The following is a 12,348-nucleotide window of genomic DNA, read 5'->3' on the forward strand; positions in this document are numbered from 1 at the left end:
CCTATAGTCTGATGGGGTTAGCAAGCTGTTCCAGCTTACTGACCACACTCATAGCGGCCAACGCGGAACTACGCGGATTGTCAGGAAGGGATTTGCCGCGGATCTGGAACTGAAAGCTGCCAAAGTCACCGTTTGCCTGAATTTCATGTATGTTTTCTGGCACGTCTGCATCCACGATGAGTCTTACATTGGTCTTGTCAAAGCCCACGCCAGCCAGCGCCACTGCGGCAGCAACATTAGCGTTCTTAGGGTAACTAATCGCTGCTTCCCGTGCGTTCCCTTCAAAATGAACGGCAGCCCCTTTGGTCAGGGCTGCAAGGTCAACCACCTGTTCTGCGGGTGATCCCACCCAACCCGCCGGGGGTTTTCGCCCTATATAAGTAACGTTCTCCAATTGCCCTGTTCGTGCCGCTTGAAGACAATCCAAAGCTCCAATCGCGCCGCTCGCAAGGTGAAGCTTTGTGTTGCCTTGCAATGCAGCACGTCGCAATTCATCATGCAGGTTGTGATCTGCCAATGCGCCTAAAGAGACTGTGACCAAGTCAATACCGCGCCGCAATATGTCTGCACCGTTCGCCGCCAGGGCGGTGTGTCCGGCACAGTCGATCATGATATCAATACCATCAGGCAATTCTCCTACTGAGAAGACGTATTGCTCTTCCTGATACTCGGATGCGTGCTTGGGTCGCATCAAAACAGCGCTTAGGGAATGATCGGATGATGCAATATGCTCCCTTACATGGCGCGCAATCGCTCCGTCGCCGATAAGTCCAACTCTCATTGCCACCTCCGCTGTGTTGATGCAAGTTATCAGTAACTCAATCAAAACTGCTATATGCTTTTTTGATATCCAGTTTAGGTGATTGAATTGGCCAGCACCTCAATTTGCGCGCAGAAAAGGCGATGAATACAACCATTTTTACATAAGGCTCGCGCTATGAAATATTCCAAGTTTGACGCCAAGGAGTACGCCCGCGAAAACATGCGTGGAATTTGGGCCGCAGCCCTGAATCCATTTCACTTAGATGGTTCGTTCAATGAAGCTGGGCTGCGCAGTAACATCCGCCACTGGATTGACGATCTGGAAATTCAGGGCTTGTTCATAGCCGGCAAGCAAGGCGAGTTCTTTTCAATGAGCCTTGAAGAACGCAAACGCAATATGACTGTTGCCGTAGAAGAATGTGGCGACAAAGCCGGAACTATCATGTCGATCTCGGATCAGAACGTAAACACCGTGCTTGAATTGGGACGGCATGCTCAAGACTGCGGCGCAGATTATGTCGTTGTGCACGCGCCGGTGCTCAGCTTTTGCAGCGATCGTGATGAGGTTCTTTATAACTACTACAAGTACCTGTGTGACCGCCTGGATATCGGCATTGCAATGTGGAGCCATCCCGACAGTGGCTACTTGATGGAGCCGGAAACCTGCGCGCGCATCGCTGAGCTTCCGAACATAATGGCGATCAAATATTCGGTGCCCCGTGAGATGTATGTGCGCTTAAGCCGAATGATTGGCGACAAGATCCACGTTTCAACATCTGCCGAGCCTGAATGGCTGGATAACATCGAAGAGCTGAACTGGAAGCTCTACCTCTGCTCATCCCCGCCCTATCAGTTGCAAACGAAGAACGACATGCGAATGCACGAATACACCCAACTGGCATTTCAAGGCAGATTTACCGAAGCGCGCAAGGTGCGCGATAGCCTAAATCCGGTGCGAGAGGCCATAAGCCGTACAAAACCAGGTGGCAAACCCACGGCCCACGGCAAGTACTGGCAAGAGCTTTTGGGTCAAGTCGGTGGCTCTGTACGCCATCCGATGCTCGAGTTGAGCGACGCTGAAAAAACCGCCACGCAGGCTGCGTTCGAAGGCTGTGGCCTGAAGCCATGACACTACGCACGGACCGGACACGGCGCTAATGCCGGGTGAAGTCCTCGCGTTGTTGGCGGCATTCTTTTTCAGCGCTGCCAGCGTCGCGATCGTACGCGGCAATAGCACCAAGTACCGTGACAATGGCGTCTTTTGTCAGTGCTTCTGACGGTGGTGATGAGTGGCTTAATCTGGGTGTTCTACGGGCATGCAGGAGCAGAGCAGGCCAAAACGCTTGAGGGCCGCTGGGGGCTAATGATCTTTGCCTTTGCGGGGATCTTTTCCACATTCTTTGGCCGTATCTGCCTATATCGTGCGACCGAATTGCTTGGAGCTGTAAGGGCAAGCCTTCTCAGGCGTTTGCCCCCAGTCTTCGCGGTACTATTTGCCTTTGTCATTTTCGGAAGCGTCCCTGAATGGCGCGACGTTCTTGGCGGCGGAATTGTGTTAGCCGGAGTGTTGCTGTATTTTGGGCCTTTACGGAAATTATCTACAGCCACGCCACTGGGCTATCTGGTGGCAATAGGGTTTGCTGCTTTTTATGCTTTGGCGTATTGCCTGCGAAGCTTGGGATTGGAAGACATTCCAGACCCCGCACTGGGAACATTCGTTGGAGCGATGGCAGGGCTTGCATGGTTATGGCTAAGTGGCTGTTTCCAAAACGGGCTGCGAAAGTCGCCACTGCGATCTCTGTCGATGCGCGTTCATTGGGCATTCAGAATGCTGAGATTTGCACAGTCAGCGGCGAAATTTCATTGTGGACCCTACTTCCCCAGCGTTGGCGGCGCAGCAAATGTCCCCTATGCCGCGATTTATCGCTCTATGAAGTTCCGGAAATGAGATGGTGCAAAGCGACATTCAAAAACTTGTGGTCGGCGGCACGGGTTTCCTCGGGGGAGCCATTGTTGACGCATTTGTTGAGAATGGACATCGGGTCGCCGTGCTTTCGAGAGGTGCTACCACGCGAACACTTTCGGATGGTGTCGAAGTCGTGAAAGCTAGTCGCCATGGCAGCTTGAGCGCGCTTGAGGGACGTCATTTCGATTAGGTCTTTGACACCTGCGCATTCGCGCCGGATGCCGTGTCAACTTTTCTGGACGCACTGGAAAATGAGCCCGAGCGATACGTTCTCGCTTCATCACTTTCGGCGTACGGTTGTTATGACAAGCCCGGCCTGATTGAAGCCGCTGACGTACCAGACGCGACCCGAGATGATTTTGAACGGGCGGACGCTGTGCCACTTGAAAATCGTGGGTCAGCTGCTGCCTACGGACCATCGTATGGTCCGCTGAAACGCGCTTGCGAAATCGTTGCCGAACAGAAACAAGGAGACAGAACAACTGCGTTGCGGATAGGGCTAATCGTTGGCGCAGGAGACAATACCGACAGACTTACCTGGTGGGTTCGGCGAATTGATGAAGCCGGGCGCTCAAAAAGTCCAACAGTGGTTGCACTGCTGCCAACGGACCGCCCCGTTCAAGTGCTTGATGCGCGTGACGCCGCAAAATTCGCAGTGCTCTGTGCCAAAGACGACCTTGGCGGCATCTGGAATGTGAATGACGATGTCATGACGATGTAGGATATTCTTAACGAGATCCATGGAACCACTGCATCGGCGGTGAAATTCGTTGAGTTTCTGCCGGTGTTTCCTTGGATGCAGGTGCCGAGCCTTGGACAGACGTGCCTCTTATGGCGCCTGACGCCCCAGCTTTCCGCCATTTTCTCGAAGTGGATGCCAGCCGCGCGCGAAATGCAGGTCTCAAAGCCCGTCCTCTGCGGGAAACACTTGAACTACTCTTAAAATGGGATCGGGCAAGGCGTGACAAGGCCTGATTTGCGGACTTAGCAACGGGCAAGAAAAACTGGTATTGGATGAAGTAACATAAGCTGCGGCCTCGAAATCGCGGCGACGTCGGCTCCAACGCCGCATGCCTTAACCTGACATTCGGTCATCCGCAGCGAAAGCCCAGTTTGTCCGCTCCTCGAAAGCTGGTCCTGGTTGCAGGGTAAGAGCGGTTCGAATATCGCGCCTCAGACTGACTTTGAATGACCGGTCTGGCGACATCGACTATAATGCAGCGATGAGCGTGCCGCACCTGCGCGTCGATGCTGCACCAGCAAACACCCAGAGGGGCAACGGCGGCAAAGCCCCGCAAAACCGATCTTGGAGCAAGCCGCAACGAATAGTCGCATCGTTCCGGATTTGTCACAGATCGCGTACCCAGCCGTCTAGTACAGCAGCACTTTTTGACTGACGCTCCAAAAACGGGAGGTCGGAAACTGGGGCGATTGTCCGAGATGTTGAGGGTAGTGACGGTTTTTTCGAGTGAACAAACCTCTGATAGGAATCGACATTCAACAAAACAGGACCCGACTGGTGTCCGTGAAACAACACTTTTGATTTCGCGGCCCCTTTCCAATTGAGAACCTCTCAAGATTTGGTCCCTTTTCCAGGGGATCCCTCTGCCTCATCCAGATCCAATACCGCGGGGTCGATCATGCGCTTGTCAGCGCTCATCTTGACAGAGTTTCGCATGGCCTTGCTTCGTCGCAGCAAGCGTCGGAAACTTGCCTCGTCGAGCATAAGCAGCGTCGACGGTGCCAATGCCCGCACGTTTACGCGACGGGGCCGTTTCAATAACATGGCCAATTGCCCGAACATTTCACCACGACCCAGCCGCGAGGTGTGCCGGCCGAGTTCCACTTCAACCGCTCCGGAAGCAATGAAGAATACACTCTGGGCGAATTCGTCTTTGGAAATGATGATATCACCTGCGTTGGCATATCGGGTACGCAGCGCCCGGCTGAGTTTCCTGAGCGAAGACTTGTCGAGATCGGAAAACAGTGGGAACTGCCTGACCAGATCCCGTCCTTTAAGAGTGATGTCCAACTTCGGACGCCCTTCAGATAACGTTCGTCGCGTCGCGACTTCCTGCATCAACACAGAATAAAGTTCCTCGCCCACAAGGCCGTCTTCGCGCATGACCGCATATTCACGTTCTTCAAGGCGCAGCGCGGTTCGCTGGATGAATCGTCGTTCTAACTTTTCGGCGTAACCGGGAAATTGCAGTCGCAGGCCTTCAAGCGCCGTCTCAACCGCCTCGGATCGACGCGCCAACACTTCATCCAGCAATTCCGCAACCCGGCGGCCGTGGATCCGACGGATGCGGCCGCGGACGAACCCATCGAGGTCCTGCAGGATCAGACGTTGCATGAGCAATCTTTCGAACCTATCCGTTGTGATACGCGTGAGTGGGAACGAAATTCGAAGCCGGTTGTGTAGAAACACGGCGATTCGAAAAGATCTGCCGTAAACGACCGACCGATTTGTTGCGCGCTGATAGCCGATCCGCCCGCCAGTCCGTGCGCCTTCAATGAGCCGATCCGCATCGGACAATATCTTCTCACTCAGAACCGATGACATGGTGCGTTCCCGCATCCGGGCCAAAACAGAGTCCCGCTCTGCACCGGCCAGCGCAATAAGACCAAGGGTGACCCGGTCACGATCCAGGATCTGCGCACTGTCTTCGGCGGCCTTTACGGCCTCGTCCAGGCGTTCACTAAACTGTTTGGCTTCGTTTCTGACGATATCGTGCGTCAGGTTATAGTTTTCTGCGGTGCGGGAAACGTCCTCGCGAACCGATTGCAAGGCGACGGCGACCACCTGACGCGACAGGGCGGTATCAAGTGGAGAAAGCCTGTCGAGCCCCAGTTTTGTGATCACCATGCGCAAGGTTGTACCCTGAACAATCAGTGTAAACAGCGTAAAGCCAGTGGCCAGAATGCCGACTAGGCGCTTGGTCTCAAGCGGGATGTGCGTGCTTTCGGTGACTGCCAGAGCCAGAGCCAGCGTAACGGCACCACGCAGCCCACCCCACAGTATTGCGGTGCGATAGGGGCGTTCGACAGCGGGCGACAGACCGATTGCCGTAAGCAATGGCAGCAACCCGAACAGAATTGCCGCCCGCGCGAACATGGCGGCCAGAACCACTACAACCAGCAGGCCAAAGTCGGACGGCCGCACCTCTTCCAGCAATCGTGGTATCAGCAAGGCTGCAAGAATAAAGATCAGCGCGCCTGCCCAATGTGCCAGAAGATCCCAAACTTCTTGCAGATTTGTCCAGGCGACCGGTGACAGACGACCGGGGCCTGTGAGGTTGAGCGTAAGACCTGCAGCCACCACCGCAATGACACCCGAAGCCCCGACGCTTTGCTCTGCAACGATGTAGGCGAGGTAAGGCAGCGCAATAGAAATTGAAATCTGCGCCATTTCCCAGCGATCTACAAAAGCCATTAGCCAGACCGCCATGCGCGCCATGAGCCAACCGGTGAGTGCTCCGCCTACGATCAACAGCGGAAACTGCCCCACGGCTTCACTTAGCAATGGATCGGGTCTCCCGAGCATGACAAAGCTCATGAATAGCCCGAAAAGAGCAACCGCAGCAGCATCGTTAAGAAGGCTTTCACCCTCAATTATTCGCGACAGCCTGCGCGGTGCCGAAATCGACCGGAAAATGCTGACAACTGCCGAGGGATCCGTTGTCGACACAATCGCGCCAATCAACAGACAGGCGGCCAGCGGCAGCGCACTTGCCCAACTCAGCGCATAGCCAATGGAGAGGGTCGCGACAATCACTGCCACAACGGCCATCATCAGGATGGGCATCCAGTCATCCAGCATCCTGCGCAGGTTCATGCCGAGCGTCGCCTGAAAGAGCAGCGTTGGCAGGAAAACATAAAGGAAGACGTCTGATCGGATTGGCAGATCGATAATTGCCTGCGCACCCGGGTTCAGCGCATCCGTCAGGTCAGTGTCGAGAAAGAACGTCGCTCCAAGCCCGATCACTATCCCCAAGACGGCAAGGATAACGCTGTAAGGCAGGCGCATTCGCGCGGCCAACGGTTCCGCCACGCCGATTACAACAAAAAGAGAAGTGATGATGGTCGTAATGACGACGATATCCATAGTTACGTATTACCTGAGAACTCGAGTAAGTGGAATCCACTCTTAAAGCCGGATCGACCACGTGGAAACAATGTGTGAACTATTTCTCGTCCAGTCTGTTCCGTTGCAGCGAATGTCAGGAAGAAGGGCCGCAATGCGACACCAGCGCGGTGAGTGAACGACTGGTAGGGGCCGTGAGTGACGCTTCATTAAGGCAGAATGCACTCCTTGAAAGCGAGAATGACTTGCCAAGACCCATTCGACCCGCAGAAACTAGGATTCTCAGTTGTCGGTCTGGCAGCGAGGGTTAAGAAATTCTGACAGATTCAGAGCGCTCAAACGGTGGACACGTTGAACAGATTTGGACATCTCAGCACGCTGCCTGCCGGACCTTTTCGGTTTATTGCATTGGACGTCGAAACGGCGGACAAATCTATCGGTAGCATATGCCAGATTGGGCTTTGTTTTGTTAGCGACACTGGTTCCATGCAAACCTATTCTGTACTGATTGACCCCGAGGGACCATTTGAGGAGTTCAATACTGAGCTTCACGGGATTTCTGCCAAAACCGTGATTGGGGCTGGAACATTCCCAACGGTTTACGCGTCCTTATTTGAAGTCCTGAACACCCACAATCTTGTGCAGCACAGTACGTTTGATGAAAAGGCGATGACGGTTGCTTGTGCCCGGTATGGCCTGCCAATGATCACGTCGCATTGGACGAATAGCGTGTCGATTGCCCGTCGAGCATGGCCATCGTTGAAAGGTGCCGGTGGGCACGGGTTGGCAAATCTTAAGAAATACCTCGACCTCGAGTTTCATCACCATGATGCAGGTGAAGACGCCCGTGCTTCGGCTTCTGTGATCTTAAAAGCAGAGGAGACCTTGGGGACGCCGTTGTCCTATCTCAGGACGAACCGCCAGTTGAACTTCCAATTCGGAAATCCATCCGAGAGATAAGCGGCCAAGGTCTTTATGGTCCTGCTGAACGACGAACTAACCGTACGATGTTATGCAGTGTACGAATGTCTGGAACGGGCCAGGTCGCTTTGAAAATGGGGCTTGGATTCATCAGCAGTTTCCTGCCACACCGCAATGCAGTTTCCAGCCACGAGAGGATAGGATTGCGCTTGATAGCAAGCGGATTTGCGTACTTGTTATTGGCCCCCCAGGCGTTTTGGTTTTACGGAGTAAAAAACTTATCGTGCCTGGACATGCACCGCTTAAGGAATAACCTGGGCGAGACACAAACGCTCTTAACTGTTTTCTACCTAACTATTTTTTGCGACCGCATCCTGATACACCTTGGCTAAGTTGGAAGCTGTCGAGCAGGGGAAGAAATGCAGCCAACGACGCGATACGCAAAGAGTGAAGACGTGCATGTCGCCTATCAGCTTTTTGGCGATGGGCCAAAAAACCTTGTTTTTGTTCCTGGGTTTATCTCTCATATCGAAAACTATTGGGACGAACCCAGATGTGCCCGGTGGTTAGATAGATTGGCGACATTCGCGCGCGTCGTAATCTTCGATAAACGAGGGACCGGGCTTTCGGATCGGGCTGGTAATCTTCCGAGCATGGATCAGCGCATGGATGATGTTCGGGCCGTTATGGACGCGGCAGGCATACAAGAAGCCATCGTATTTGGCATATCCGAAGGCGGCTCGTTAGCATCCCTGTTTGCGGCGCATCATCCCGAACGATGCCAAAGTCTTATTCTTTATGGCGCATTCGCCAAGTTTAAGTCCTGGTTCCCAACTGACGAAGCACTGGAAGCGCTTTTTCAGTATATCGACACAGCTTGGGGAAGCGGGGAAAGCCTACCGATGTTCGCTCCGTCCATGGTGGGCGATGCGGCCTTCCAGCAATGGTGGGGTAAATTCGAAAGTCTGGGCGCAAACCCGGGAGCTGCAACCGAGATCATGCGCATGAACAGTGAGATCGATATAACCGATGTGCTCCCAATCATACAGGTTCCGACGCTCGTGCTTCATCGCACAGAAGATGTGAACGTCGATGTGACGGGGGGCCGTATGTTGGCAGAGCTGATCCCAAACGCGCGCCTCTTGGAGTACCCGGGTACTGACCACATCTTATTCGTGGGGGAGAATGCCGACCAGATCGCATCCGATATCGAAACCTTTGTAACAGGGTCGACCCCGGCACCAAGACTTGACCGCGTGCTGGCCACTGTACTTTTCACCGATATAGTCGGTTCCACGGCAAAGGCAGAAGCGATGGGAGATCAGGCATGGAATGACCTGATTTCTGTCCACGACAAGATTGTTCGTCAGGAAATTGCTCGTTTTCGAGGCCGTGAGATTAAATCTTTGGGTGACGGTTTCCTGACAACTTTCGATGGCCCTGCACGAGCGATCCAATGTGCTCAGGCCGTTTGTCGCGGAGTAGCCCAGATCGGCTTGGATGTCCGAATTGGCGTTCATACAGGCGAAGTTGAAATTGCTGACGATGATGTTCGTGGAATCGCGGTCAACATTGCGTCACGGATTTCCGAGCTTGGAAACGAAGCTGACGTGCTTGTTTCGCGCACGGTCAAGGACTTGGTTGCTGGATCAGGGATAAAGTTCTCGAGTTTTGGCACGCATAAACTGAAGGGTGTGCCGGATGAGCGGACAGTGTACAAATCTGAGGTATGATTCCGCAGGGTAGAACCCTGCTCGATAGCCCTTTTTGCAAACTGATCGTCTGGGGAATGGCTAAGCGCCCGGGCGGTACAAGCTATTCACATCACATTAAGACCGCTTCAAAGTTTGCGTCAGATTGGTCTGTCGTAAGTATTGCGCCCGCAGCGAACGGCCTGTTTGACGGCCCGCGCCTGCGCTACGCAAATGGCCGGTAATGCCGCCCGATGAATGGATGGTGAACCTCAACTCAGCTCTAATAGTGTCCCGATGTTTAGTCCTTGGGCGCGATAGTACAGTAGGACAAGCTAAACAATTTTACTCCTTCCACCTCGCGACTCTCGAAATTATCCAATTTTACCACTGCAGGTGCTGGACTTTTTTGGGGGCGTATACGTAGAGAACTCCCCCAAGGTCGGTACATCGGCTGGCCAATTGCGCAAACTAGGTCGCGTTAATGAATACGACGGCAAGTCGCCGCCGTATTCGAGCGCTCAATCCAAATGCACGACGGCATCTACCTCGACAAGCATCGGGTCGATGGCGAGCTTCGGTACAGGGATCAGCGTTTGCGCGGGCAATGTATCGCCAAACATCCGCTTCACGTTTTCGGTCAGCACACCCAGCTTCGACATATCGTGGTCGACCACGAACACGGTCAGCTTCACGACGTGACGGGGGCGTGCGCCGAGCGCGTCGAGGACCGCAGCCAGATTGGCATAGGTCTGCTCAACCTGATTGCTGAACTCCGGCGATAGGCTTCCGTTTTGATCCTGTCCGCCCTGTCCTGATACAAAAGCAAGCCGTCCCGCAGCAGGAGACACGACTGCCGTGCTATAGCCGTTTGGCGTGGGATCATGCAGATGCGGTGGTTTGACGATGATCGGTAATGCGCCGTTGGATGTATTCTGGTTTCGGGACGTCATGTTCATTCTCCTTGCTGAGTGGTCCGCGAGCGGTTTAGAATCCTACAGTGACAAAATTTGTCACCGAAAGTTCTATAGTGAATAAATGAACATCCGCTTCCGACATGACGCCATCGTGCGCACCCTTCGCCGTAACGGAACCGCAACGGTCGACGAGCTGGCCAGTCAGGTCGGTGCGTCCAGACGAACGGTATTGCGCGATATCGGGGCGTTGCGTGACCAGGGCTTTGTCATCCATTCCGAATGTGGGCGCGGCGGGGGCGTGCAACTTGATCCGCAATCCGTGCAGACCACCGCCCGTCTCTCAGTCACAGAAGTGTTTGCACTTCTCGTCAGTGTCGCAGCCATGCGTGCGGCGCGAAGCCTTCCCTTCTCCGGTCTCGCCGACGCGGGGCTCGCCAAGATCGAGAAGGCCTTGCCGTCGGACAAGGTGCGGGATCTGCGCAGGTTCCTTGACTGTCTGCATGTCGGACAACTTTCGCCCAAACAGGACATCTCGGACATGGGCACTATTGACCCTGCGCTTTTGCCTGCCTTCGGGACCGCGTTTCTGCAACGGCAAAGCCTGCGCTTCGGCTACCGGGACGCCAAGGGCGCGGAAACAAGCCGCGAAGTCAAACCGCAAGCTATGCTCATCCTGCCGCCGCTCTGGTATCTCGTAGCCTGGGATCCCAGCCGTGAGGATTTCCGGCATTTTCGCATGGATAGGATCAGCCGCCCCGAGATCGTCGAGGGAACATCGTTCCGGAGGCGGCATGTTCCGTTCGAGGACGATGTCTGCCCATTCAGCGAATTACCGCGCTGAACACCAGAAATGCGTGACGTCCGGTCGGCAAGGGTCCCAGTATCTTGACCCGTCAACAGCCCCAAAATGTTGGGTCAGGTCCGCGCTCAATCCCTTCACCATTTGATGGGGTTCTTTTTGGAACGTTTCGCATCGACCTGCTTCTTCGTCAGTGCAACACGGATGATGCGCTGAAACCGAGGGCAATCCAGATGGTTTTCGGCCGTGCAATTCATGACATGTCGAAGGCCGTCCCGTAAGGCCGTCAGTTCCTTGATCCTCACGTCAATTGCATCAGCCTTTGCTGCCAGAGCTGTACGATCCAGATCGGGCCTGCCTTCTGAACCCATCGTCTCTTTGATCTCGACGAGTGAAAACCCGGCGGTTTGCGCCAGAGAAATGAGGGAAATCCGCGTCTTCACCTCATCCTCATAGAGACGCTTCAACCCCCTTCGACCCACCGACCGGATCAGGCCAACTTCTTCATAATAGCGGAGTTTTGACGGTGAAAATCCGCTTGCGCGAGAAAGTTCAGAAATGTCGAGCATGGCCTTGACCTCAAGTGGACTTGAAGTTGCATGTTGCCCCTCCACTGCAAAACATCAACAGAAACTAAGGTCGATACATCCATGACAACAGAAATTTTCTTCAGCGCGGTTCTGATCGGCATCGGCGCGACAGCCTTCATGGATGTGATCGCCCTTGCCCAGAAGTTGATCTTCTCTCAGCAATCGCTCAACTACGCGATGGTGGGCCGTTGGCTCGGCCATGTCGCCCAGGGGCGGTTTGTTCATAGGCACATCATGGCCAGCGACCCTGTTCCGGCGGAGCGTTTGTTGGGCTGGAGCGCACATTATCTGACGGGCGTCGTGTTCGCGCTGGGTTTTTTGGCCGTGGTCGGTCGGGGCTGGCTTGAAGCGCCCAGCCTGCTGCCTGCGATTGCGTTTGGAATACTGACAGTGCTGGCGCCTTTTCTGATCCTTCAGCCGGGCATGGGAGCGGGGTTGGCGGCACGGTTAACACCCGAACCACGAGCTGCGCGGCTCAAGAGCGTCTTTGCACATCTCAGCTTTGGAATTGGGCTTTGGGTCGCGGCAAACGGCATATCCAATTTGATCTAACATTTCGCGAAGAGAATATCAAAAGCAGTCAAAAGTGCCACGGGGCGCTTATGACCGCTTTGT

The 12,348-nt window shown here is 54.4% G+C and carries 12 protein-coding genes; 8 read left to right on the forward strand and 4 right to left on the reverse strand.

Annotation, left to right across the window (positions count from 1 at the left end):
• Position 1 precedes the first annotated feature (1 nt).
• Positions 2–781 carry an aspartate dehydrogenase gene (locus DS906_RS00600; RefSeq protein ID WP_113788398.1) on the reverse strand — a complete coding sequence of 260 codons (780 nt, stop codon included), beginning with the start codon at positions 779–781 and terminating at the stop codon, positions 2–4.
• Positions 782–937: 156 nt separating this feature from the next.
• Here DS906_RS00600 and DS906_RS00605 point away from each other — a divergent pair, with 156 nt between their 5' ends.
• The 4 genes from DS906_RS00605 (at position 938) to DS906_RS22375 (ending at position 3,449) form a co-directional block, all read left to right on the forward strand.
• Positions 938–1,891, forward strand: a complete 954-nt coding sequence (locus DS906_RS00605; protein WP_113788334.1) for a dihydrodipicolinate synthase family protein — start codon at positions 938–940, stop codon at positions 1,889–1,891.
• Between the two features lie 138 nt (positions 1,892–2,029).
• Entirely contained in the window at positions 2,030–2,710 is a 681-nt protein-coding gene (locus DS906_RS00610) for a DMT family transporter (RefSeq protein WP_147235126.1), read from the forward strand.
• Between the two features lies 1 nt (position 2,711).
• Positions 2,712–2,918, forward strand: coding sequence for an NAD-dependent epimerase/dehydratase family protein (locus DS906_RS22370; protein WP_233494635.1), 207 nt, complete (start codon positions 2,712–2,714; stop codon positions 2,916–2,918).
• Positions 2,919–2,951: 33 nt separating this feature from the next.
• Positions 2,952–3,449, forward strand: a complete 498-nt coding sequence (locus DS906_RS22375) for a hypothetical protein (RefSeq protein ID WP_233494636.1) — start codon at positions 2,952–2,954, stop codon at positions 3,447–3,449.
• A gap of 852 nt (positions 3,450–4,301) precedes the next feature.
• On the opposite strand, the gene DS906_RS00620 is transcribed toward DS906_RS22375, so the two are convergent.
• On the reverse strand, positions 4,302–6,836 hold the full coding sequence (locus DS906_RS00620) for a cation:proton antiporter (protein WP_113788336.1): 2,535 nt from the start codon (positions 6,834–6,836) through the stop codon (positions 4,302–4,304).
• Between the two features lie 321 nt (positions 6,837–7,157).
• On the opposite strand from DS906_RS00620, the gene DS906_RS00625 reads away from it, so the two are divergent.
• Together DS906_RS00625 and DS906_RS00635 are read left to right on the forward strand one after the other, a co-directional pair.
• Entirely contained in the window at positions 7,158–7,775 is a 618-nt protein-coding gene (locus tag DS906_RS00625; RefSeq protein WP_369933841.1) for an exonuclease domain-containing protein, read from the forward strand.
• A 380-nt stretch (positions 7,776–8,155) separates the two neighbouring features.
• Positions 8,156–9,469, forward strand: a complete 1,314-nt coding sequence (locus tag DS906_RS00635; RefSeq protein WP_113788338.1) for an adenylate/guanylate cyclase domain-containing protein — start codon at positions 8,156–8,158, stop codon at positions 9,467–9,469.
• Between the two features lie 479 nt (positions 9,470–9,948).
• Here DS906_RS00635 and DS906_RS00645 read toward each other — a convergent pair whose 3' ends face one another.
• On the reverse strand, positions 9,949–10,380 hold the full coding sequence (locus DS906_RS00645; RefSeq protein ID WP_113788340.1) for a RidA family protein: 432 nt from the start codon (positions 10,378–10,380) through the stop codon (positions 9,949–9,951).
• 85 nt (positions 10,381–10,465) lie between these two features.
• Here DS906_RS00645 and DS906_RS00650 point away from each other — a divergent pair, with 85 nt between their 5' ends.
• The gene (locus tag DS906_RS00650) at positions 10,466–11,185 is read left to right on the forward strand and encodes a YafY family protein (RefSeq protein ID WP_113788341.1); all 720 of its coding nucleotides are present in this window, start codon (positions 10,466–10,468) and stop codon (positions 11,183–11,185) included.
• A gap of 95 nt (positions 11,186–11,280) precedes the next feature.
• Here DS906_RS00650 and DS906_RS00655 read toward each other — a convergent pair whose 3' ends face one another.
• A complete protein-coding gene (locus tag DS906_RS00655; protein WP_113788342.1) occupies positions 11,281–11,712 on the reverse strand; it encodes a helix-turn-helix domain-containing protein in 432 nt (143 codons plus the stop codon).
• Positions 11,713–11,793: 81 nt separating this feature from the next.
• On the opposite strand from DS906_RS00655, the gene DS906_RS00660 reads away from it, so the two are divergent.
• Complete coding sequence (locus DS906_RS00660; protein WP_113788343.1) at positions 11,794–12,285, forward strand: DUF2938 domain-containing protein; 492 nt, start codon at positions 11,794–11,796, stop codon at positions 12,283–12,285.
• Positions 12,286–12,348 lie beyond the last annotated feature (63 nt).

Origin of the sequence: Ruegeria sp. A3M17, from assembly GCF_003318255.1 — a bacterium.
GTDB lineage: Bacteria > Pseudomonadota > Alphaproteobacteria > Rhodobacterales > Rhodobacteraceae > Ruegeria.

Coding starts and splice junctions, on each gene's coding strand:
- DS906_RS00600 (WP_113788398.1), bottom strand. CDS start 781: ATGAGAGTTGGACTTATCGGCGACGGAGCGATTGCGCGCCATGTAAGG.
- DS906_RS00605 (WP_113788334.1), top strand. CDS start 938: ATGAAATATTCCAAGTTTGACGCCAAGGAGTACGCCCGCGAAAACATG.
- DS906_RS22370 (WP_233494635.1), top strand. CDS start 2,712: ATGGTGCAAAGCGACATTCAAAAACTTGTGGTCGGCGGCACGGGTTTC.
- DS906_RS00620 (WP_113788336.1), bottom strand. CDS start 6,836: ATGGATATCGTCGTCATTACGACCATCATCACTTCTCTTTTTGTTGTA.
- DS906_RS00635 (WP_113788338.1), top strand. CDS start 8,156: ATGCAGCCAACGACGCGATACGCAAAGAGTGAAGACGTGCATGTCGCC.
- DS906_RS00645 (WP_113788340.1), bottom strand. CDS start 10,380: ATGACGTCCCGAAACCAGAATACATCCAACGGCGCATTACCGATCATC.
- DS906_RS00650 (WP_113788341.1), top strand. CDS start 10,466: ATGAACATCCGCTTCCGACATGACGCCATCGTGCGCACCCTTCGCCGT.
- DS906_RS00655 (WP_113788342.1), bottom strand. CDS start 11,712: ATGCTCGACATTTCTGAACTTTCTCGCGCAAGCGGATTTTCACCGTCA.
- DS906_RS00660 (WP_113788343.1), top strand. CDS start 11,794: ATGACAACAGAAATTTTCTTCAGCGCGGTTCTGATCGGCATCGGCGCG.